Source organism: Promicromonospora sp. NPDC019610, assembly GCF_044389365.1.
In the GTDB taxonomy this organism is placed as follows: Bacteria; Actinomycetota; Actinomycetes; order Actinomycetales; family Cellulomonadaceae; genus Promicromonospora.
The window spans coordinates 345,346-366,198 of sequence record NZ_JBIRXX010000004.1 but is presented as its reverse complement, the minus strand read 5'-3'; the positions used below and the strand labels follow the sequence as shown (position 1 = coordinate 366,198).

Genomic DNA, 20,853 nt, shown 5'->3' with positions numbered 1-20,853 from the left:
CCGGCGGGCGTGCGTCAGAATGGACCCCGTGACCTCCCTGCTCGGCTCCGCCCCGCTGCCCGACGCCGCCACCCGTCCGGGTGACACGGCGCGCCCGGGCTCGCCCGTGCTCGCACCCCTCCAGATCGGGCCCCTCACCGTGGGCACGCCGGTGGTGCTCGCACCGATGGCCGGCGTGACCAACCGCGCCTTCCGCACCCTGTGCCGCGAGGCGGGGCGGTCGGCCGGGTTCGACCCGGGCCTGTACGTCGCGGAGATGGTCACCAGCCGCGCCCTGGTGGAGCGCAACGTCGAGGCCCTGCGCATCGTGACCTTCGGCGCGGACGAGACGCCGCGCTCCGCGCAGGTGTACGGCGTGGACCCGGCCACCGTGGGTGCCGCCGTGAAGATCATCGCGGGCGAGGACCGCGCCGACCACGTCGACCTCAACTTCGGCTGCCCCGTGCCCAAGGTGACGCGCAAGGGCGGCGGGGCCGCCCTGCCGTGGAAGCGGCAGCTCTTCACGGACATCGTCAAGGCGGCGGTCGAGGCCGCCGAGCCGCACGGCGTGCCCGTGACGGTCAAGATGCGCAAGGGCATCGACGACGACCACCTCACGTACCTGGAGGCGGGCCGCATCGCCGAGTCGCTCGGCGCCGCCGCCGTCGCGCTGCACGCCCGGACCGCCGCCCAGCACTACTCCGGCCAGGCCGAGTGGGAGGCCGTCGCGCGCCTCAAGGAGGCCGTGCGGACGGTGCCGGTGCTCGGCAACGGCGACATCTGGTCCGCCGAGGACGCGCTGCGGATGGTCGAGGAGACCGGCGCCGACGGCGTCGTCGTCGGCCGGGGCTGCCAGGGCCGCCCCTGGCTGTTCGCCGACCTCGCCGCCGCGTTCAACGGCTCGGACCTGCGGATCCGGCCCGGCCTGCGCGAGGTCGCCGACACGATCTACCGGCACGGCCTGCTCATGGTCGAGTACTTCGACGGCGACGAGGGCAAGGCCATGCGCGACCTGCGCAAGCACATGGCGTGGTACCTCAAGGGCTATGCCGTGGGCGGCGAGAAGCGGCACTCCCTCGCGCTGATCGACACCCTGGCCGAGCTGCGCGAGCGGCTCGACGCCCTGGACCTGGACGCCCCGTACCCCGGGGACGACGCGGAGGGCCCGCGCGGCCGCGCCGGCTCCCCCAAGACCCCGCACCTGCCGTACGGCTGGCTCGACTCCCGCGAGCTGTCCGAGGAGTTCGAGGCCAGGCTCCGTGAGGCGGAGCTGAGCGTCAGCGGCGGCTGACGGCGGGTCGAACTCCCCCCGCGGCGGGTGAAGCCGACCACGTCCGATACGCTCCTTCAGTGCTGTCCGCCGTGGTCCGACGTGTCCGAGTACCCGAGGTCAAGCCCCCCACGGCCGACGACCCGCCCGAGATCGGCGGCTACGAGATCCGCGGCCGGCTGGGTCAGGGCGGCATGGGTGTGGTGTACCTCGGGGCGACCCGCAGCGGCCGCCTGCTCGCGATCAAGGTGATCCACCCGGAGCGCACGGGTGAGAGCGAGTTCCGCACCCGGTTCCGCCGCGAGGTGTCGGCCGCGACACGGCTGCGCAGCCACCGCACGGCCGCCGTCGTCGACTTCGACGTCGACGCGCCCACGCCCTGGCTCGCCACGGAGCACGTACCGGGGCCCACCCTGGCGCAGGCCATCACCGAGCTGGGGAGCCTGCCCGAGGAGGCCGTCCGCGAGCTCGTCGCCGGTCTCGCGGAGGCCCTCGACGCGATCCACCGCCAGGGGCTCGTCCACCGCGACGTGAAGCCCACGAACGTGCTGCTCGGCCCCGACGGGCCGGTGCTGATCGACCTGGGCGTGGTCGCCGACTCCGACGCCACCTCGCTGACCACGACCGGCGTCCAGCCGGGCACACCCCAGTTCATGTCGCCCGAGCAGGCCCGCGGCGAGGCCGTCACCGCCGCCACCGACGTGTGGTCGCTCGGCGCCGTCGCCCACCTCGCGGCGACCGGCACCCCGCCGTTCGGGACGGGCAGCCTGGCGACGGTCACCTACCGGATCGTGCACGAGCCGCCTGCCCTCGACACCGTGCCGCCCGGCCTGCGCGGTCTGGTGACCGCGTGCCTGGCCAAGGACCCGGCCGCGCGCCCGACGACGGCGGCGGTGCTCGCCTCGGTCGCCCCCCTGCCCCTCGTCGAGGCCGAGGTCACCGGCCTGACGGGCGCCGGCCTGGCCGGCGCGGACACGGTGCTGGGCGGGGAGCAAGCGCCGGACCCGGACAGCCCGGAGGCGACGGCGCCGGGCAAGGCGCGGCGCCGGGTCCTGACCGGCCTGGTCGCGCTCGGCCTGGTGCTGGCCGGCGGCGGGGCCGCGGCGGCCCTGGTGCACCTCCTGGGCCCGGACGACACGCCCAGCACGGGCAGCACGCTCCAGGCCGAGGAGTCCGCGCCCGCGGAGCCCTCCGGCACACCCAGCCCCAGCCCCAGCCCGAGCGCCACGGAGCCGTCGAAGGAGCCGTCGATGTCGCCCAGCGCCCCGGCCGCCCCCGTCGACGAGCCGGACGACGGGGCCGTCGAGGAGCAGGACGCCGTCCTCACCCGGTTCCGGCCGGGCACCGTGTCGATCCCGGCGGAGGTCGCGGTGGGCCAGAAGATCACCGCATGGCCGAAGAACTGGACGCCGCAGCCGGCCAGCAGCACCTGCGTGTGGAGCATCGGGGGCGAGGAGCGGGACAACCTCGGGTCGTGCAGCTACACCGTCGCGCTCGGCGACGTGGGCAAGCCCGTCCAGGTCCGGCTGACCGCCGTCCGGTCGGGGTACGCCGAGGCCGCGGTGCTCTCCAACGCCACCGGCACGGTGCCCCAGCCCGACGTGCCGCGGCCGAGCTGCTCGGTGCGCCTGAGCCCGGGCGAGGTGAACTCTGGCTGGTTCGCCCACTGCGAGTTCGACCAGAGCCCGGAGGTCACGTACACGTACTCCTGGGTGGACCTCACCGCCGACGAGACCATCAGGTGGGGCAACTACACGCCCAGCCAGCGCATCTGGGTCGGGGGTGGCCGCGCCGGCCACGAGGCCCGCGTGACGGTGACGGCGGAGCGGGACGGCTACCGGACGGCCGAGTTCTCCACGAACTTCGTCCTGCCGAACAAGTGGGAGCCCGCCGGCTGACCTCGCCTCACGACCAGCCCGGCGGCGGGACCCGGCCCATGATCGACGCCGCCATGACGATCCCCGGCTCGTCCCGGCCGGGCGCCGGCTCGCGGTCCCGCAGCAGCGCCGCGCCGTCCCGCGCCCAGGTGAGGCCGGGGCGGCCGGACGCCGCCCGGTACAGCGCGTCCAGGTGGTCCGGGTGGCGCTCGGCGAGCAGGGCCAGCACCCACGACGGCGCGTCCGGGTCGGCCAGTACCTGCGCGAGCCGCCGCGGCTTCCACGGCAGGAGCGGCGCCGTGTGCACGTCGCGGAGCTGCGCGTACCAGTCGAGCAGCCGCAGCCCCTTGACTGGGTGGTGCACCAGGGCGAACGTCGCGTCGTCGGGGTCGGCGGCGTCATCGGGCAGCCAGCGCTCGTCGCGGAGCGCGCCGAGCAGCGCGAACTCCTCGGCGGGCGCCCCGACCCGGGCCTTGAACCGCAGGCAGCAGTCCACGACGTGCGACGCGGTGCCCTCGACCACGACGTCCCCGAAGAGGTCGAGGAAGGCCCGGTGGTGGTCGGCGACGAGCTCGCGGGCGCGGGCCAGCGTGCGCGGGTTGCGGAAGGCCGGGGACGGCGAGGACGTCAGCAGGGCCACGACGCCGTGCACGACCCCCTCCACGGCGTCCGGCGGGAAGACCGCCGGCGTGCTCGCGAAGACCCAGACCGCGCCGACGGGCAGCACGCGCCCGGACAGGGGCAGGCCGGGCACGAGGGCGTCCGCCCGGATCTCGGAGTGTCCCGTGAAGACCCGGTAGTCCAGGTCGTCCTCCAGGTTGTGCAGCACCACGTGCTCGTCCACCAGGTCGGTCACGATGAAGTGCCCGAGCACCCCGCCGTCGTGCCACTGCTCCAGGAGCGCACGCTCGGCGGCGTCGAGGGCGAGGCCGGCGGGGTCGGTGCCGTCGTCCTCCGGGCCCGCGCCGGGTCCGTGGACCGTGCCCGACGGAGCGTCGCCGAGGAGCCGGCGGACCAGGGACGCGCGCTCCTCCCGCGGTCCGGCGTGGACCAGCAGGTCCGTCGCGCAGTCCCGGGTGACGGCGGCGTACCGCTCGGGGTCGACCTCGTCCGCGGGCACGACCGACTCGGACCGGACGTACCCGACGAGGCGCTCGACGGCGTTCGCGTTGGCGGGCCGCAGCACGTGGGCGACCAGGCGCCCGGCGAGCCGGGCCGCGAGGTCGAGCCGGTCACGCAGGCTCAGCCCGCCGAGCGGGCCGACGGCGGAGGTGGTCGGCGTGGACCGACGTGGTGAAGTCATAGGGATATCATTCGGCACGAACATCTATCGCGCTGGGCCATGAGGCGCCATTGTGGATAACTTTTCGCCCCTGATCGACCGGCTTGCCGGGCCCGCTCACGTGCCGTTCGATAAAAGATTGAGGTCGATCTTCGGCGTGAAGAGCGCATAGGACGCAAAGTAGACGAAGATCAGCCTTGCACCATCAGCACCGTCCTCACCTGTTCTGACCGAAAGGGACTTACCCAACATGGCATCGGAGAAACGTCCCCGACGCGTTCCGGCGGTCATCGCCGACACGCGGAGGAACCCGGGCTTCGCCCTGGGTGCCTTCGGGCTCTCGGCCTGGGCCTACATCGGCATGTCGCACACGATCGCCGCCTATGAGGGCCCCCGGCTCGGCTACGCCCTCGGCGTCGCCTACGAGGCACTGGTGATCGGCCTCGCCTGGGAGGGGCGCCGCCGGGCAGACCGCGCGCTCGAGACCGGTCGCCCCGTGTCCGGGCACGCCCGCTGGCTCGGCGGCGCGATCGTCGTCGGCATCCTCTCCGGCGCGCTCGCCGCGTGGCACGGCTGGCTGCTCGGGGAGGGCATCTTCGCCATCTCCCGCGCCGTCGCGCCCGTCCTGGCCGCCGTCGCGGTCCACCTCTTCTTCCAGTCGGCCTCCAGCTCGCGCGCCCTCGACCGGGCCGCCGAGATCCACAACGACCGCCAGACGGCCGTGCTGGACATGCTCGACGCGGTGCGGCTCGCGCAGATCGCTCCCGAGCACGAGCGGGCGGCCCGGATCGCCGACGTGAACGCCGCGGTGGGCCGGGTCCACCGGCACGTGCCCGCGGCCGTGACCGCGGAGGTGACGCGCCCGCACCTGGAGTCGGAGCGCACGATCCGCGACGTGGTCCAGGAGGCTGCGACGCTGGCCGGCGAGTGGATGCCGGAGCCCAACGCACCCCGGCGGACGCCGGAGGAGGCGGCCGCGAGCGCCGCCGCCCTGACCGACATGGTGCTGCCGAAGCTCGCGCTGCCCATCAACCCGGAGGACGGGACCCTGGTCGACCCGGTCGAGGCCGACGGCACCGCCGACAGCACCGCGGACACCGCGCCGGTCGACGCCGAGACGATCAGCGCCGAGCGGCTGCACCTGGAGGACAAGTACGCGCCGGTGAAGCCGGAGCGGACCGCCCTGCCGGTGAGCCCGCCCGCCGAGGCGCCGGCCGCCGACTGGGAGGACCTCTCCAGCGAGGTCGCGCCGACCCCGGCGCCCACGCCGGCGCCGGTGTCCGCGCTCGTCGCGGCGCCCGCGAAGCCGGCGCCTGCGCTCACGACGGCGCAGATCAGCGAGATCCGCGTGCTCCGGTGGGCGCAGAACCTCAGCATCGAGGAGGTGGCGGCACGCCTCGGCGTCCCCATCGCCTCGGTGAACCGGTACGCGCCGAGCACCGACCCGACGACCGAGACCGGTTCCCTCATGGCGATCCCGGCCGCCGTCTCCTGAGCGGTTCCGACCGGGAGCACGAGAACGGCCCGGCCGCACCCGTCCTGACGGGTGCGGCCGGGCCGTTCTGGTGCGCGCCCAGGTCAGCCGAAGTTGACGCCCTGCGCGAGCGGCAGCTCCGTGGAGTAGTTCACCGTGTTGGTGGCGCGGCGCATGTACTGCTTCCAGGCGTCCGACCCGGACTCGCGGCCGCCGCCCGTCGACTTCTCGCCGCCGAACGCGCCGCCGATCTCCGCGCCCGAGGTGCCGATGTTGACGTTCACGATGCCGCAGTCCGAGCCCACCTCGGACAGGAAGGTCTCGGCCTCGCGCACGTCCAGCGTGAAGATCGACGAGGACAGGCCCTGCGGCACGTCGTTGTGCACAGCGATCGCCTCGGACAGCTCCGAGTAGGTCAGCACGTACAGGATCGGGGCGAACGTCTCGCGCCTGACCACGTCGGCCTGCTCCGGCATGCGCACGATCGCCGGGTGCACGTACGCCGCGTCCTCGGCCCCGGGCACGTCCACGACCGTGCCGCCCACGACGAGCTCGCCGCCCGCGGTGACGGCCTCGTCGATCGCGGCCAGCATGCGGTCGCGCGCGGCGGCGTCGACCAGGGGGCCCACCAGCGTGCCGGCGGTGCGCGGGTCGCCCACGGGCAGGCCCGCGTAGACCTTGGCGAGGCGCGCCACGACGTCGTCCACGATCGACTCGTGCACGATCAGGCGGCGCAGCGAGGTGCAGCGCTGCCCGGCCGTGCCGGCCGCGGAGAACACGGCGCCGCGCACGGCGAGGTCGAGGTCGGCCGACGGCGCGACGATCGCGCCGTTGTTGCCGCCCAGCTCCAGCAGGTACCGGCCGCCCCGGGCCGCGACGACGGGCGCGACCTGCTGGCCCATGCGCTCCGAGCCGGTCGCGGAGACGAGCGCGACGCGCGGGTCGGCCACGAGGGCCTCGCCCGCCTCGCGGTCGCCGAGCAGGAGCTGCGAGACGCCCGCCGGGAAGCCGGCCTCGGCCAGTGCCCGGTCGAGCAGCGCGGCGGCGCCGACGGCGGACAGCAGGGTCTTCTCGCTCGGCTTCCACACCACCGTGTCGCCGCAGACCAGCGCGACGGCCGTGTTCCAGGACCACACCGCGACCGGGAAGTTGAAGGCGCTGATCACGCCGACCACGCCCATCGGGTGCCACGTCTCCATGAGGCGGTGGCCCGGGCGCTCGGACGGCATGGTGCGGCCGCCCACCTGGCGCGACAGCCCGACGGCGAAGTCGCAGATGTCGATCATCTCCTGGACCTCGCCCAGGGCCTCGCTCGTGATCTTGCCCGCCTCGATGGTGACGAGCTCGGCCAGGTCGGCCTTGTGCTCGGTGAGCAGCTCGCCGAGGCGCTTGACGACCTGCCCGCGCACCGGGGCCGGCACGGAGCGCCACGTGGTGAAGGCCTCGGCGGCCTCGCCGACGGCGGTGGCGGCCTCGGCGGCACCGGCGCGGTGCAGCTCCAGCAGCGGCTGCCCGGACAGCGGCGACACGACGGGCAAGACAGAACCCGCCCCGGCGGCCTCGCCCACCGGGGGTGTGGCGCCCAGCCGCTCCAGCGCGGCCAGGGCGGCGTCGCGCAGCTCGGTCGTCAGCGGGCTGTGGGTGGTGGTGCTGGTCATCGCGGTGCTCCCGTTGTGCGGTGGGTGGTGGTGAGGGTGGCCGGGTCGACGCCGAGGGTCTCGGCGGCGGCGGTCAGGGACCTGGCCACCTGGTCGGCGTACAGGTCGAAGGGGTCGAACAGCGCGCGACCGAGCGCGCCAGCCATCCAGTCGGCATCGCGGTCGGTGCCCTCCTGGCTGGCGTCCTTGGCGCCGTCGGACGTGAGGTTGGACTGGAAGATCCCGGCCGCCGAGCGCGGCAGGAAGTCCTCGTAGACGATCGGCTCGCGAACGACCCCGGTGCCGGCCGGGTCCACCTCGTAGGTGAACCAGCCGAGCTCCTGGTCGGCGAGCGCGGCCTCCGTGGTGGGGAAGGTCTTCTGCCAGACGGCGCGGGCGAGCTGCTGGCGCTGCGCCTCCGTGAAGCCGGGGTCGCCGGCGCGGGCCGCGGCGGCGGCCTCGTCGATCTCGACCACCGCGGCGTCGTACGCGGCGCGGCCGGCGCGGGTCAGCGCGATGCCCCGGGCCTCGACCTCGCCGAACCGCACGCGCAGCGAGTCGCTGATGATCTCGCCGTCGGCGGTGCGGAAGGTGCGGGGCTCGGCGAGCGCCCGGAACGACGTCTGCCGCAGCAGCACGTCCGGGCCCTCCCAGCGCGGGGGCCCCTGGATCGCGTCGATCATCGTGATGCCGCGGGCCTCCATGCGCGCGTACAGGTCGTCGATGTCCAGCACGCGCGGCGTGAGGTGGTTGATGTGCGTGGAGGCGATGCCGCCGATGTCGGCGGCGACGGCGCTGACCGCCTCCAGCTCGCGGTACCAGGCCTGGTCCACGGGCTCGCGGGACAGCTCGAACGCCTCCGTGGCCAGCCGCAGGAACTCCGTGGCCTGGTCCTCGGGGAGGCCGCCCCCGGCCTCCGCGCGGTCGGCGAGGGCGAGCAGCTCCGGGCCGAACAGGGTGCGGGCGCCGAGGAAGTTCTCCAGGCGCTGCTCCAGGTCCGCGGTGAAGAAGCGGCGGTCGGCGGGCACCAGCATCGACGTGAAGACCCGGAAGGGGTTACGGGCCAGCTCCTCGCGCTCGATCGGGCGGAACGCCGTCGAGATCACGGGCACGGAGCTGGAGGAGGCGTCCCGCAGGTCGTAGAACCCGACCGGGTGCATGCCCATCGCCCCGAAGATCCGGGCGACCTGCGACATCTCGGTGGGCGTGCCCACCCGGATCGCGCCGTGCCGCTCCGCCGTGACGCGCGCGATGGAGCCGAGCCGTTCGGCGTCCGCTCCGTGCTGCGTCACGAAGTCGGCGTTGACCTCGTGCGACACGTCGAGCAGCGTGGTGTAGGCGGGAACCTCCTTGCCGTACATGTCCGAGAGGCTGCGCGCGAACGCGGCCCTCAGCTGCCAGGGCTCGAGGAACGTCGGTGCCGACATCGATCTCTCCTGCCTTTCAGATGATGTTCGCCTCGGGGCCTCGTCGCCCCGGGTGCGTGGTACGTGTGGTCGTGGCGAACCGGTCCGCGCCGAACCCGGACACGTCGATCCGCGGCGTGCGGCCGGCGTACAGGTCGCGCACCACCTCGCCGACGGCTGGCGCCTGGAGGAACCCGTGCCCGGAGAAGCCCGTGGCGTACAGCACGCGGCCGGGCACGCCGGTGGCCTCGCCGATCAGGGCGTTGTGGTCGGGCGTCATCTCGTAGAGCCCGGCCCAGCCGCGCGCGACGGGGACGTCGTCGAGCCCGGGCGCGCACGCGCCGATCGCGCCGCGCAGCAACGGCAGCCAGCCCGGGTCGTAGGTGCGCTCGAACGCGATCGGGGTCTCGGGGTCCGCGATGCCGAGCAGCAGGCCGCCGGGCTCGGCGTTGTGGAAGTAGAACGTGGTGCCGTAGTCGATCGTGAACGGGATGCGGGGCGGCGCAGGGTCCAGCCGCGGCGTGAACCCGATCTGCCGCCGGTAGGGGTCCACGGGCAGGTCGAGGCCCGCCTTCGTGGCCAGCTCCCGCGTCCAGGCTCCGGTGCACAGCACGACGGCGCTCGTGCGCACCCGGCCCTGGCTGGTCCAGACGGCGACGACGGCGTCGCCCCGGGTCTCGACGTCGGTCACGGTGACGTGGGTGCGGACCGTGGCGCCGTGCCGCTCGGCGCCGTCCGCGTAGCCCTCGACGACGGCCTTCGGGTGCGCGAACCCGTCGCGCGCCGCGTACGCGGCCCCGGCGTACCGGTCGGCGTCGACGTACGGGTTGAGCCGCCGCACCTCGTCGTGGCCGAGCATGCGGCTGGCCACGCCGCGCTCGTTCTGCATGGCCACCGACTCCTCGAACAGCGCGACGTCGGCGGCGGTCGGCAGGAGGAACAGGTAGCCCGGCTGCTGCAGCCCGATGTCGGCGCCCGGGCGCGCGCCGAAGTCCTCGTACAGGTCCAGGCTGCGGTCGCCGAGGTCGACGTTGGCGGGGTCGGAGAACTGGGCGCGCACTCCCCCGAGGGGCTTGCCCGAGCTGCCCGAGGCGAGCTCGTCGGCCTCCAGGAGGAGCACGTCGACACCGTCCTCGGCCAGGTGGAAGGCCACCGAGGAGCCGAGCGCGCCGCCGCCGACCACGACGACGTCGGCGCGCGCGGGCAGCCGTCCCCGACGGTCCGCGGGGCGCCGTGCTGAGGTCATGCACGCATCCTGCCACGGGCTCCGGCCGGATATGGTCAGCACCGGAATTGTTCTTGCGAGACCGGGGGAACTCGGGGGAATCAGGTGCCGACAGGGCCCCGCGGCGTCGTCAGTTCAGGGCGCTGGGTCAGTGCGCCGCGGCGCGGCAGTCCGCGCACGTGCCCCACAGCTCGATCGTGTGCTCGATGTCGTCGAACCCCTGGGAGGAGGCGACCTTCGAGGCCCAGGCCTCGACGGTCGGGCCGTCGATCTCGACGGTCCGGCCGCACATGCGGCACACGAGGTGGTGGTGGTGCTCGCGGCGGGCGCACCGGCGGTACAGGCTCTCGCCGTCCTCCGCGCGCAGCACGTCCACCTCGCTCGCCTCGGCGAGCGCCTGGAGCGCCCGGTACACGGTCGCGAGCCCCACGGACTCGCCGCGGGCCCGCAGGGCCTCGTGGAGCTGCTGGGCCGAGCGGAAGTCGGCGAGCTCGTCGAGCGCCTCGACGACAGCGGTGCGCTGGCGGGTCATGCGTGCGGTCATCAGCGGCACTCCTTCGCGGCGGCGGCCGCACGTTCGGTGGCGGCCGCGGGCAGGTCGACGTCGTCGGGCAGGTCGGGGTGCGGGTCGTGCGCGGGGCGCCGTCGGCCCAGGAGCGGCGCCAGCAGGGAGACCACCGCGTACACCCCGATGGCCAGCACCACGATAGTGGCGCCGGGCGAGACGTTGTACCAGTAGGTGATGCTCAGGCCCGTCAGGCAGACGACCACGCCGACCACGGACGCGGTGAGCATGGTGCGGCCGAAGGCGTGCGTGACCTGCTGGGCGATGGCGACGGGCACGATCATGAGCGCGCTGACCAGCAGCAGCCCGACGACGCGCATCGCGACCGTCACGGTGAGGGCCGACACGACGGCCACCACGATGTTCAGCGCCCAGACCGGCAGGCCGGAGGCGATCGAGAACTCCTCGTCGTGGCTCACGGAGAACAGCGCGTGCCGCAGGCCCACGCCGACCGCGAGGACCACGGCGGAGAGCACGACGGTGAGCCAGAGGTCGGCGTCGGACACCGTGGAGATCGAGCCGAACAGGTAGGTCATGAGGTTCCCGGAGGAGCCGCCGGCGATGCCGATGAGGAGGACGCCGCCCGCGATGCCGCCGTAGAACATGATGGCGAGCGCGAGGTCGCCGGACGTGCGGCCGCGGCGCCGGACCACCTCGATGAGCACGGAGCCCACCACCGCGGCGACCACGGCGCCGGGAATCGCGAGGGCGTCGTTCGGCGTCAGGCCCATGCCCGCGCCGACGAGCCAGCCCAGGGCGACCCCCGTCAGGGCGACGTGCCCGATGCCGTCGCCGAGCAGGGAGAGCTTGCGCTGCACCAGGTAGGTGCCCACGACGGGCGCCGTGACGCCCACGAGGAGCGCGGCGACGAGGGCCCGCTGCATGAACGGGTCGGTCAGCATGAGCATGATCACGGGCGCACCTCCAGGTCGAAGGCCCTGGACTCGGCGGGGTCGAGGGAGTTGTCGTCGGCGTGCGGGTGCTGGTGGCGGTGCCCCGCACGGTCGTGGTCGTGCCGCGCCTGCGGCGGGGCGCCGTCGTGCACGACCTTGCCGTGCTTGAGCACGACGGCGCGCGTGACCAGCGGTTCGAGCTCACCCAGCTCGTGCAGCACCACCAGTACGGTGAGGCCGCCGTCGACCAGCCGCCGCATCGTGGTGGCGAACGCCTCCTGGCTGGCGACGTCCACGCCCGCGACGGGCTCGTCCAGCACGAGCAGGTCCGGCTCGCGGACCAGGGCGCGTGCGATGAGGATGCGCTGCTGCTGCCCGCCCGACAGGAGGTGCACCGGGTCGTGCACGCGGTCGGCGAGGCCCACCTGCTCGAGGGCCACCGCGACACGGTCGCGCCAGCCGCGCGGCAGCCGCAGCCGGCGCCCGTGCAGCAGGCCCGAGGCGACGACCTCCTGGGCGGTCGACGGGATGCCGCCGCCCGCCCCGGCACGCTGCGGCACGTAGCCGATGCGGCCCCAGTCGACCGTCCCGGCACGCCGGCCCCCACCGAGCGGCTCACCGAGCAGCCGGACCGTGCCGGCGGACGGCACGTTGATGCCCACCAGCGACTTCACCAGCGTGGACTTGCCGGAGCCGTTCGCGCCGAGCAGCGCGACGACCTCGCCGGCCTCGACCGTCAGGTCGATGCCGCGCAGGATGTGGCTCGCGCCCGCACGGAAGTGCAGGCCGCGCGCCTCGATGACGGGTTCGCTGGTCTTGGTCACCTGCACAGTCTGCTCCGTCATGCGCAGACCAGTCCCTTCTCGAGCGCGGCGAGGTTGGCCTGCATCACGGAGACGTAGTCGTCACCCGCGGCCGCGGCCTCCTCCGACAGGCCCTCCAGCGGGTCCAGCACCGCGGTGTCCACGCCCAGGTCGGCGGCCAGCGTCTCCGTGACCTTGGGGCTCACCAGCGTCTCCGAGTACAGCGTCGTGACGCCGTTCTCCTTGACGACGGCGCCGATCTCGCGCAGGCGCGCCGGGGACGGCTCCGCCTCCGGGTCGAGCTCGGAGATGCCCACCTGCTCCAGCGCGTACCGGTCGGCGAGGTAGCCGAACGCCGCGTGGCTCGTCACGAGCGTCGCGCCCTGACACGCGGCGAGGCCGTCGGCCATCTCCTGGTCCAGCTCGTCGAGGCGCTCGCCGAGCTGGAGGGCGCCGGCGGCGTACTGGTCGGCGTGCTCCGGGTCGACGGCGGACAGCTCGTCGGCGACGGCCTGCCCGACGGCGGCCAGCCGGCTCGGGTCCAGCCAGAAGTGCGGGTCGGTCGAGCCGTGGTCGTGCCCGTCGCCCTCGTCGGCGTGCTCCGCGTGCTCCTCCTCGGTCTCCTCGGCGTGCTCGACCAGCCCGGCGGCGTCCGCGGCGTCGACCACGTGCTCCGGGGCGCGGGAGTCGACGCCCTCGTCGACGGCGGCCTGGAAGCCGGAGAGGTAGACCACCAGGTCGGCGGTGCCGATCTCGCGGACCTGTGCCGGGGAAAGCTCCAGGTCGTGCGGCTCGGCGGCCGGCGGCGTGAGATTGTCGACGGTGACCAGGTCGCCGCCGATCTGCTGCGCCACGTACTGGAGCGGGTAGAAGGAGGCGAGCACGACGACGCCGTCGGACTCCCCGCCCACGCCGCCCGCCCCCGGGGCGGAGCAACCCGCGAGGGTCGCCGCACCGGCTAGGACGAGGCTGGTCAGGGCGGCGCCGGTGGCGCGGGTCGAGGTCATGAGAACGATTCTCACGCTTGTTGAGAACGGTTGTCAAAGATCGGTGGCGAGAGGTCGGTCACGCGCCATTTCGCGCGGGCCCCGACCGGCCCGGACGGTAGGCTGGGCGGACGTTACTTCCGCCTGTTCCCCTGGAGAGAACCCTCGTGTCCGACAAGTCAGTGCGCTCTGCGCAGACCGCCAAGCTCGACGCCGTCGTCTCGCTCGCGAAGCGACGAGGTTTCGTCTTCCCGTCGGGCGAGATCTACGGCGGTACGCGCTCTGCGTGGGACTACGGACCCCTCGGCGTAGAGCTCAAGGAGAACATCAAGAAGCAGTGGTGGCGTGCGATGGTCACGAGCCGGGACGACATCGTCGGTCTCGACTCGGCGGTCATCCTGCCGCGCCAGGTGTGGGTGGCCTCCGGCCACGTCGGCGTGTTCACCGACCCGCTCACCGAGTGCCTCTCGTGTCACAAGCGGTTCCGCGAGGACCAGATGATCGAGGAGTTCGAGGAGAAGAAGGGCCGCGCCCCCGAGGGCGGCCTCGCCGAGATCGTCTGCTCCAACTGTGGCACCCGCGGCCAGTGGACCGAGCCCCGCGACTTCAACATGATGCTGAAGACGTACCTCGGCCCGGTCGAGGACGAGTCCGGCCTGCACTACCTGCGCCCCGAGACCGCGCAGGGCATCTTCGTGAACTTCGCCAACGTCGCCGCCGCGGCCCGCAAGAAGCCGCCGTTCGGCATCGGCCAGATCGGCAAGTCGTTCCGCAACGAGATCACGCCGGGCAACTTCATCTTCCGCACGCGCGAGTTCGAGCAGATGGAGATGGAGTTCTTCGTCAAGCCGGGCGAGGACGAGGAGTGGCACCAGTACTGGATCGACTACCGCACCAACTGGTACACGGACCTCGGCATCTCGGCCGACAACCTGCGCCACTACGAGCACCCGAAGGACAAGCTGTCGCACTACTCGACCCGCACCGTGGACATCGAGTACCGCTTCGGCTTCCAGGGCAGCGAGTGGGGTGAGCTCGAGGGCATCGCCAACCGCACGGACTTCGACCTGAAGACCCACACGGAGAGCTCCGGCAAGGACCTCGCCTACCGCGACCCGGTGACGAACGAGAAGTACTTCCCGTACGTCATCGAGCCCGCCGCCGGCCTGACCCGGTCGCTCATGGCCTTCCTCGTCGAGGCGTACGCCGAGGACGAGGCGCCCAACACCAAGGGCGGCGTCGACAAGCGCACGGTCCTGCGCCTGGACCCGCGCCTGGCCCCCGTCAAGGCCGCGGTGCTGCCGCTGTCCAAGACGGCGGACCTGCTGCCGACGTCGGAGAAGCTGTCCGCCGAGCTGCGCAAGTACTGGAACGTCGACTACGACGTGACCCAGGCGATCGGCAAGCGCTACCGCCGGCAGGACGAGATCGGCACGCCGTTCTGCATCACGGTCGACTTCGACACCCTCGACGACCAGGCCGTCACCATCCGGCACCGCGACACCATGCAGCAGGAGCGCGTCGCCCTGGACAAGGTCGTCGGCTACCTGGCGGGCCACCTCGTCGGCGCCTGACGGCATCGCTGGTCGAGCTTGTCGAGACCGGGTCTCGACAAGCTCGACCACCAGAGATCGGTCACCCCCGCGCGTCCTGCGCCTGCTCCCGCAGCAGGCGCAGGACGCGCGCCGCGTTGCGGTCCGTGGTGTCGATCTCGTGCAGCGGCTGCACCCGCAACGCCTCGTGCTCGCCGTTGTCGACCAGGACGTGCCGCGCGACGTCCTCGGCCGGCGCGAACCGAAGCGGTATCTCGTGGAAGAAGCCGCGCACCATGATCCAGCCGCCGGGGCACTCCGCCTCGATGAGGTCGTGCACCTCCTGCGGGGTGCGGGGCCACGCGGTCCCCACCCAGCTCGCGGGGCGCAGGCGAATCCGGCCGTGTCGCAGCTTGTCCGCGAGCCAGTGCGCCGTGCGTTCCGTGTTCGCGACGGCGACCTGGGGGTCGCCGGCGTCGACGGGCGCGCCGAGCAGCGCCGCCGCCGCGAGCCCCTCGATCCGGAGGTCGAGGCCCGCGAGGTCCTCGATCTGCTCGACGGCGAAATAGACGCGCCCGGCCAGATCCGGATCGTGCTTGTGCTCGACGATCTGGCGACGAACGTCCTCGTCGAGCGGCTCCAGCTCCATCCGGACCTGCTTGCCCAGTACGGCAAGGATCTCCCGCAGCGACCCGAAGCTCGGCGTCCGCACGCCCGCCTCGAGCTGGGAGATCGACGCCCGGGACCGGCCGAGCCGACGCCCGAGCTCCTCCTGCGTGAGCCGGGCCTCCTGGCGGGCCTCCTTGATCAGTGCGGCGAGATCCATCGCCCGATCGTGTCAGCGATCGGGCCCGCGGGCCGGGCGGAGTCGGCGCGCCTGTGGACAACCTCTCCGGGAAAGCACTCTGCCAGCCAGGTGCGTAACGGAGACGTAGCAGTGCTCGCTCTGCGTTACCTACCCGGCTGACGAACCACTTCCCCGGAGGGCCCACGGCGCGCCCTCGGAGCGCCTTCCGGCCGGCCTCCGCACGGGTTCACCCGGGTGAGGTCGGCGTGAATCGGGTCATATCGCGCGGTGAGCGAGGTCTGAGAACTCGTAGCGCGCCTCGCCCCGGGGCGCCCCGAGTCACCGAGAAGGTTGGCCCCATGATCCGCCGTACCATCGTCGCCCTGGTGAGCGTGCTCGCGCTCGCCCTCACGGCGTCGGCCCCCGCGCAGGCCGCGACCGTCTACACCACGAACGTGACGCTCGACGCGAAGCCCGAGCCGGTCGCGAAGAACAAGACGGTCACCCTCAAGGGGACGCTCAAGTACAAGAAGGACGGCCAGTGGCGCGCCCTGCCCACGACCAAGGTCCTGACCGTGGTCTTCGACCCGGCGGGCCCGGACAAGCCCCGCAAGATCGGCCTGGTCCGGACCACGCGCACCGGCGCCTACACGTACAAGGCCACGGCGTCGCGCTCGGGCAAGTGGACGGTCAAGTACGCGGGCAAGGCGGGCACCTTCCGGGCCGACGCCGGCGCCGACGCCGTCTGCGTGTACTCGGCCGGGAGGTGGCAGTGCCCCGTCTCGCCGACCAACCCCGACCTCGACTGCGCGGACATCGGCAGGACGGTCTGGGTCGGTACCAAGGACTACCACGCGCTCGACGCCGACAACGACGGCTGGGGCTGCGACTCGTACTCCTGAGCCGCTCGCCCCGCACCTGCGTACCGACCATGCCGGACCGTGTGAAATGCTTAGGCAATGCTTACCTCACCTGCGGCAGCGCCCGCGGGACGCCGTGAGGGTGCGGAAGCCGTAGCCCAGCGTGCCCGGCGTCGGACGTTCGCGTTGCTCACGGCGCTCGCCGCGCTGCTGCTCGTCGTCCTGGCGAGCCTCGCGCTCGGTGTCCGCGACATCAACCCGGCCGAGGTCTGGCGAGCGCTGACGGCGCCCGTCGCCGGGTTCATGGACCACGACGTGGTGCTGGAGCAGCGCCTGCCCCGCACCATCGTGGGCCTGGCTGCCGGGGTCGCGCTCGGCACGGCGGGCACCCTGATCCAGGGCGTCACCCGCAACCCGATCGCCGACCCCGGCCTGCTGGGGCTGAACTCGGGCGCGTCGCTGGCGGTCGTGTGCGCGGTCTGGCTGCTGGGCATCACCTCGCCGCTGGGCTACGTCTGGTTCGCGTTCCTGGGGGCCGCCGTCGCCGCCGCGATCGTGTTCTCGGTGGGGCGCGGCCAGCCGGTGCGGCTCGCGCTGGTCGGGGCCGCGGTGACCGCGCTGATCACACCGCTGATCACCCTGGTGCTGCTGCGCGACCAGCAGGCGTTCAACCTGTACCGGTTCTGGTCCGTCGGCTCCCTGACGGGCCGGGGGCTGGACACCGTCACGGCGCTGTGGCCGTTCATCGTGGTCGGCCTCGTGCTCGCGGCCGTGCTCGCGCACCGGCTCAACATGCTGGCCCTCGGGGACGACGTCGCCACGGCGCTCGGCCAGCGGGTCGGCACCACGCGCGCCCTCACGGCCGTCGCGATCGTGCTGCTCGCGGGCACCGCGACGTCGCTGGCCGGGCCCATCGCCCTCGTCGGCCTCGTGGTACCGCACGCGGCCCGGCGCCTCGTCGGCACGGACTACCGGTGGGTCATGGCGATCGGCGCCCTGCTGGGCCCGGTGATGCTGCTGACCGCGGACGTCCTCGGCCGGCTGGTCCTGCCCCGCTCCGAGCTCGAGGCCGGCGTGGTCGCGGCACTCCTCGGCGCGCCGGTGCTCGTCGCCGTGGCCCGCAGCAGGAACGTGGTGGGGGCCTGATGTCCGCCCCCGCCCCCGCCCCCACCCCCACCTCCGCCACGACGGTCACCACCGTCGCCGGCCTGCGCACCCTTCGCCGTCGCCGGCGGGCGCTCGTCGTGTCCGGGATGGTGCTCGTGGTGCTCGTCGCCGGGACGGCCGCGCTCCTGATGGGCGCGGCCGGCCTCAGCCCGGGCCAGGCGATCGCCGGTGCGTTCGGCCTCGGCGACAAGGGCGACGTCTTCATCATCCAGAAGCTCCGCCTGCCCCGTATCGAGGCCGCCGTCGTGGTCGGCGTCGCGTTCGGCCTGGCCGGCGCGCTCTTCCAGTCGACCCTGCGCAACCCGCTCGCCTCCCCCGACATCCTGGGGATCTCGACCGGCGCGAGCCTCGGGGCCGTGATCGGCGTGCTCGTCCTGGGGCTGAGCGGCATGGCGCTGTCCGGCCTGGCGTTCGCCGGCGCGGGCACCGTCGCCCTCGCCATCTGGCTGCTGGCGTGGCGCAAGGGCCTGCACTCGATCCGCTTCGTGCTGGTCGGCGTCGGGTTCGCGTACCTGGGCTCCTCGCTGATCGCCTGGGCCATGGCCCGGTCACAGGAGCAGGAGGCGGCGGCCGTCCTGATCTGGACCGTCGGCTCGGTGTCCGACGTCCGCGGCGAACAGCTCGTGCTCGTCGCCGTCGGGACGCTCGTGCTCGGCGCCCTGACCGTCGTCGTCTCGCGGACGCAGGGGCCGCTCGCCCTCGGCGACGACAACGCGCGCGCACTGGGCGTGCACGTGGACGCCGCCCGGGTCGGCGCGCTGCTGCTGGCCGTCGCGCTCGTCGCGCTCGCGACCAGCGCCGCGGGCCCCATCGCGTTCGTCGCCCTGGTCGCGCCGGCCATCGCGCGCCGCCTGGTCAACGACGGCGGGGCCGCCCTCGTCGCGTCGGCCGCGACCGGCGCTGCGCTGACCCTGACGGCGGACGTGATCGCGCAGCACGGGCTGCTCGGCGTCGCCGCGCCCGTCGGGATCGTCACGGGGCTCGTGGGCGCCCCCTACCTGCTGTGGCTGCTCGCCACGACCGAGAAGAGGAGCCGATGACCAACCTGCGCGCCGAGGGCGTCAGCCTGGGCTACGACGGACTGAAGGTCATCGAGAACCTCGACCTGACGCTGCCCGACGGCAAGATCACCGCCGTCGTCGGGCCGAACGCCTGCGGCAAGTCCACGCTGCTGCGCGGGCTGGCCCGCCTGCACCCGCTCGACGCAGGCCGCATCACGCTCGGCGGCGCCGACATCACGCAGATGCCGCGCAAGGAGCTGGCCCGGAAGGTCGGCATGCTGCCGCAGTCGTCCATCGCGCCGGACGGCGTACGGGTCGCCGAGCTCGTGAGCCGCGGCCGGTACCCGCACCAGGGCTGGTTCGGCCGCCACTCCTCCGACGACGACGCCGTGGTCACCACCGCACTGGAGTCCACCGGCGTCGCCGAGCTCGCGGACCGGCCCGTCGCGGAGCTCTCGGGCGGTCAGCGGCAGCGCGTGTGGATCGCGATGGTGCTGGCGCAGCAGACCGACATCGTGCTCCTCGACGAGCCGACGACGTTCCTCGACGTCCGCCACCAGCTCGACCTGCTGGACCTGCTCACGGAGCTGAACCGGAACCAGGGCACGACGGTCGCGATGGTGCTGCACGAGCTCAACCTCGCCGCTCGGTACGCCGACCACCTGGTCGTGATGTCGGCCGGCCGGATCGTCGCCGAGGGGCTGCCGTCCGACGTGCTGACCCGCGAGGTGGTCGACGAGGCGTTCGGGCTGCGCGCCCAGGTCGTGCCCGACCCCGTGGCGGGTTCGCCGCTGGTCGTCCCGGTCGGCCGCTACCACTCGAAGCAGTCACCCCTGTCGACGTAGCCCCGTCCGACGGGCGTGGTTTACCTCACGCAGACCTCCTCCAATTTCGCAACATCACCGTGATCTATTGTGGTTAGGGTTACCTCATCTCGACCGGCACCCGCCGGTCGTTCGACTGAACACCCGGGAGAAACCGTGCGACCTCGCCGATCCCTCGTAGCGGCCGTCGGCCTCGTCGCCGCGTCCGCCCTCGCCCTTGCCGGCTGCTCGTCCCAGGAACCGGCCGGCGACGACGTCACCGCCGGCGCGTCCGCCGACGCCTCCGGCGCGACCGACGAGTTCCCCCTGACCATCGAGCACGCGCTCGGCGAGACCACCATCGAGGAGGCGCCCGAGCGCGTCGCCACCTGGGGCTGGGGCTCGACCGAGGCCGCCATCGCGGCGGGCGTCTTCCCGGTCGCCGTCGCCGAGCAGACCTGGACGGTCGGCGAGGGCAACCTGCTGCCGTGGGTCGAGGAGGCCTACGACGAGGCCGGCGTGGAGCACCCCACGGTGCTGACCGACGCCGAGGCCGGCGCGACCGTGCCCTACGAGGAATTCGCGGCCGCCGAGCCCGACGTCATCATCGCCACCTACTCGGGCCTCACGCAGAAGCAGTACGACCTGCTCAGCGAGATCGCCCCGACGGTCGCGTACCCGGAGACGGCCTGGCAGACCCCGTGGGACGAGATCATCACCGCCACGGACGCCGCCCTCGGCCGCAGCGCCGCCGGTGAGGCCAAGGTCCAGGAGATCAACGACTACCTGGCCGAGCAGGCCGAGGCCCACCCGGAGTTCGCGGGCAAGACGGTCGCCGCGATCGTCGACTCGCCCGACACGGGCGAGATCTACGTCTACCGGGCCGGCGACCCGCGCGCCGGGTTCCTGGAGGGCCTTGGCTTCGAGACCGCCCCGGCCGTCGAGGAGCTCGCGCCGGACGACGGCCAGTTCTTCTACACGCTCTCCTACGAGGAGCTCGACAAGCTCGACTCCGACGTCGTCGTGGCCTACACGTACACCGAGGAGGAGGCCGCGGCACTCCCCGACAAGAAGGAGCTGCAGGCCCTGCCCGCCGTCAAGGACGGCAAGGTCGCGCAGCAGGTCGGCACCGTCGCGGTCTCGGCCGTCTCGCCGCCCACGGCCCTGTCGGTCGAGTACCCCGAGGGCATGCCCCTGCTGATCGACTCGCTGGCGGAAACTCTCGGCTGACCCTCCCCGAACCGCTGAGTGCGGGGTATTTGCGGTCCGACAGGCGTCGGGACCGCAGATACCCCGCACTCAGCGG

19 protein-coding genes are annotated in these 20,853 nt (G+C 73.3%); 9 read left to right on the top strand and 10 right to left on the bottom strand.

What is annotated here, in order from left to right; all coding sequences use genetic code 11:
• Positions 1–19 precede the first annotated feature (19 nt).
• Together dusB and ACH45N_RS26505 are read left to right on the top strand one after the other, a co-directional pair.
• Positions 20–1,270, top strand: coding sequence for a tRNA dihydrouridine synthase DusB (gene dusB / locus ACH45N_RS26510; RefSeq protein ID WP_397399031.1), 1,251 nt, complete (start codon positions 20–22; stop codon positions 1,268–1,270).
• Positions 1,271–1,329: 59 nt separating this feature from the next.
• A complete protein-coding gene (locus ACH45N_RS26505; RefSeq protein WP_397399029.1) occupies positions 1,330–3,147 on the top strand; it encodes a serine/threonine-protein kinase in 1,818 nt (605 codons plus the stop codon).
• 7 nt (positions 3,148–3,154) lie between these two features.
• Here the strand turns inward: ACH45N_RS26505 and ACH45N_RS26500 are convergent, their stop codons facing one another.
• Together ACH45N_RS26500 and ACH45N_RS26495 are read right to left on the bottom strand one after the other, a co-directional pair.
• On the bottom strand, positions 3,155–4,429 hold the full coding sequence (locus ACH45N_RS26500; RefSeq protein WP_397399027.1) for a hypothetical protein: 1,275 nt from the start codon (positions 4,427–4,429) through the stop codon (positions 3,155–3,157).
• A gap of 96 nt (positions 4,430–4,525) precedes the next feature.
• Positions 4,526–4,708 (bottom strand): hypothetical protein, encoded by a 183-nt coding sequence (locus ACH45N_RS26495; RefSeq protein ID WP_397399025.1) that lies wholly within the window; start codon positions 4,706–4,708, stop codon positions 4,526–4,528.
• Between the two features lie 61 nt (positions 4,709–4,769).
• On the opposite strand from ACH45N_RS26495, the gene ACH45N_RS26490 reads away from it, so the two are divergent.
• A complete protein-coding gene (locus tag ACH45N_RS26490; protein WP_397399023.1) occupies positions 4,770–5,903 on the top strand; it encodes a helix-turn-helix domain-containing protein in 1,134 nt (377 codons plus the stop codon).
• 83 nt (positions 5,904–5,986) lie between these two features.
• Here ACH45N_RS26490 and ACH45N_RS26485 read toward each other — a convergent pair whose 3' ends face one another.
• From ACH45N_RS26485 to ACH45N_RS26455, 7 genes are all read right to left on the bottom strand, one after another.
• Positions 5,987–7,540, bottom strand: a complete 1,554-nt coding sequence (locus ACH45N_RS26485; protein WP_397399021.1) for an aldehyde dehydrogenase family protein — start codon at positions 7,538–7,540, stop codon at positions 5,987–5,989.
• Positions 7,537–8,946, bottom strand: a complete 1,410-nt coding sequence (locus ACH45N_RS26480; RefSeq protein WP_397399019.1) for a 2-oxoadipate dioxygenase/decarboxylase family protein — start codon at positions 8,944–8,946, stop codon at positions 7,537–7,539. Before ACH45N_RS26480 ends, ACH45N_RS26485 begins: the two co-directional genes overlap by 4 nt.
• Positions 8,947–8,962: 16 nt before the next feature.
• Positions 8,963–10,171 carry an NAD(P)/FAD-dependent oxidoreductase gene (locus ACH45N_RS26475; protein WP_397399017.1) on the bottom strand — a complete coding sequence of 403 codons (1,209 nt, stop codon included), beginning with the start codon at positions 10,169–10,171 and terminating at the stop codon, positions 8,963–8,965.
• A 127-nt stretch (positions 10,172–10,298) separates the two neighbouring features.
• Positions 10,299–10,694, bottom strand: coding sequence for a Fur family transcriptional regulator (locus tag ACH45N_RS26470; RefSeq protein WP_377230724.1), 396 nt, complete (start codon positions 10,692–10,694; stop codon positions 10,299–10,301).
• On the bottom strand, positions 10,694–11,623 hold the full coding sequence (locus tag ACH45N_RS26465) for a metal ABC transporter permease (RefSeq protein WP_397399509.1): 930 nt from the start codon (positions 11,621–11,623) through the stop codon (positions 10,694–10,696). The genes ACH45N_RS26470 and ACH45N_RS26465 overlap by 1 nt, the downstream gene beginning before the upstream one ends.
• Before the next feature lie 2 nt (positions 11,624–11,625).
• Positions 11,626–12,453, bottom strand: a complete 828-nt coding sequence (locus ACH45N_RS26460; protein ID WP_397399014.1) for a metal ABC transporter ATP-binding protein — start codon at positions 12,451–12,453, stop codon at positions 11,626–11,628.
• Entirely contained in the window at positions 12,450–13,418 is a 969-nt protein-coding gene (locus ACH45N_RS26455) for a metal ABC transporter substrate-binding protein (RefSeq protein ID WP_397399012.1), read from the bottom strand. Before ACH45N_RS26455 ends, ACH45N_RS26460 begins: the two co-directional genes overlap by 4 nt.
• 146 nt (positions 13,419–13,564) lie before the next feature.
• Here ACH45N_RS26455 and ACH45N_RS26450 point away from each other — a divergent pair, with 146 nt between their 5' ends.
• Complete coding sequence (locus ACH45N_RS26450; protein ID WP_397399010.1) at positions 13,565–14,971, top strand: glycine--tRNA ligase; 1,407 nt, start codon at positions 13,565–13,567, stop codon at positions 14,969–14,971.
• A gap of 61 nt (positions 14,972–15,032) precedes the next feature.
• Here ACH45N_RS26450 and ACH45N_RS26445 read toward each other — a convergent pair whose 3' ends face one another.
• Positions 15,033–15,755, bottom strand: coding sequence for a helix-turn-helix domain-containing protein (locus ACH45N_RS26445; RefSeq protein ID WP_397399008.1), 723 nt, complete (start codon positions 15,753–15,755; stop codon positions 15,033–15,035).
• 320 nt (positions 15,756–16,075) lie between these two features.
• Between ACH45N_RS26445 and ACH45N_RS26440 the strand changes: the two genes are divergently transcribed.
• The 5 genes from ACH45N_RS26440 (at position 16,076) to ACH45N_RS26420 (ending at position 20,777) form a co-directional block, all read left to right on the top strand.
• Positions 16,076–16,618, top strand: coding sequence for a hypothetical protein (locus ACH45N_RS26440; RefSeq protein WP_397399006.1), 543 nt, complete (start codon positions 16,076–16,078; stop codon positions 16,616–16,618).
• A gap of 57 nt (positions 16,619–16,675) precedes the next feature.
• Positions 16,676–17,722 carry a FecCD family ABC transporter permease gene (locus ACH45N_RS26435; protein WP_397399004.1) on the top strand — a complete coding sequence of 349 codons (1,047 nt, stop codon included), beginning with the start codon at positions 16,676–16,678 and terminating at the stop codon, positions 17,720–17,722.
• Entirely contained in the window at positions 17,722–18,783 is a 1,062-nt protein-coding gene (locus ACH45N_RS26430; RefSeq protein ID WP_397399002.1) for a FecCD family ABC transporter permease, read from the top strand. The genes ACH45N_RS26435 and ACH45N_RS26430 overlap by 1 nt, the downstream gene beginning before the upstream one ends.
• The gene (locus ACH45N_RS26425) at positions 18,780–19,589 is read left to right on the top strand and encodes an ABC transporter ATP-binding protein (RefSeq protein WP_397399000.1); all 810 of its coding nucleotides are present in this window, start codon (positions 18,780–18,782) and stop codon (positions 19,587–19,589) included. Before ACH45N_RS26430 ends, ACH45N_RS26425 begins: the two co-directional genes overlap by 4 nt.
• 135 nt (positions 19,590–19,724) lie before the next feature.
• The gene (locus tag ACH45N_RS26420) at positions 19,725–20,777 is read left to right on the top strand and encodes an iron-siderophore ABC transporter substrate-binding protein (protein WP_397398998.1); all 1,053 of its coding nucleotides are present in this window, start codon (positions 19,725–19,727) and stop codon (positions 20,775–20,777) included.
• Positions 20,778–20,853 lie beyond the last annotated feature (76 nt).

What these genes read in the sequence shown, in the direction of transcription:
- ACH45N_RS26470 (WP_377230724.1), bottom strand. Translation starts at nt 10,694, where the DNA reads ATGACCGCACGCATGACCCGCCAGCGCACCGCTGTCGTCGAGGCGCTC.
- dusB (WP_397399031.1), top strand. Translation starts at nt 20, where the DNA reads ATGGACCCCGTGACCTCCCTGCTCGGCTCCGCCCCGCTGCCCGACGCC.
- ACH45N_RS26460 (WP_397399014.1), bottom strand. Translation starts at nt 12,453, where the DNA reads ATGACGGAGCAGACTGTGCAGGTGACCAAGACCAGCGAACCCGTCATC.
- ACH45N_RS26445 (WP_397399008.1), bottom strand. Translation starts at nt 15,755, where the DNA reads ATGGATCTCGCCGCACTGATCAAGGAGGCCCGCCAGGAGGCCCGGCTC.
- ACH45N_RS26440 (WP_397399006.1), top strand. Translation starts at nt 16,076, where the DNA reads ATGATCCGCCGTACCATCGTCGCCCTGGTGAGCGTGCTCGCGCTCGCC.
- ACH45N_RS26430 (WP_397399002.1), top strand. Translation starts at nt 17,722, where the DNA reads ATGTCCGCCCCCGCCCCCGCCCCCACCCCCACCTCCGCCACGACGGTC.
- ACH45N_RS26455 (WP_397399012.1), bottom strand. Translation starts at nt 13,418, where the DNA reads ATGACCTCGACCCGCGCCACCGGCGCCGCCCTGACCAGCCTCGTCCTA.
- ACH45N_RS26475 (WP_397399017.1), bottom strand. Translation starts at nt 10,171, where the DNA reads ATGACCTCAGCACGGCGCCCCGCGGACCGTCGGGGACGGCTGCCCGCG.
- ACH45N_RS26435 (WP_397399004.1), top strand. Translation starts at nt 16,676, where the DNA reads ATGCTTACCTCACCTGCGGCAGCGCCCGCGGGACGCCGTGAGGGTGCG.
- ACH45N_RS26490 (WP_397399023.1), top strand. Translation starts at nt 4,770, where the DNA reads ATGTCGCACACGATCGCCGCCTATGAGGGCCCCCGGCTCGGCTACGCC.
- ACH45N_RS26465 (WP_397399509.1), bottom strand. Translation starts at nt 11,623, where the DNA reads ATGCTCATGCTGACCGACCCGTTCATGCAGCGGGCCCTCGTCGCCGCG.
- ACH45N_RS26485 (WP_397399021.1), bottom strand. Translation starts at nt 7,540, where the DNA reads ATGACCAGCACCACCACCCACAGCCCGCTGACGACCGAGCTGCGCGAC.
- ACH45N_RS26480 (WP_397399019.1), bottom strand. Translation starts at nt 8,946, where the DNA reads ATGTCGGCACCGACGTTCCTCGAGCCCTGGCAGCTGAGGGCCGCGTTC.
- ACH45N_RS26425 (WP_397399000.1), top strand. Translation starts at nt 18,780, where the DNA reads ATGACCAACCTGCGCGCCGAGGGCGTCAGCCTGGGCTACGACGGACTG.
- ACH45N_RS26500 (WP_397399027.1), bottom strand. Translation starts at nt 4,429, where the DNA reads ATGACTTCACCACGTCGGTCCACGCCGACCACCTCCGCCGTCGGCCCG.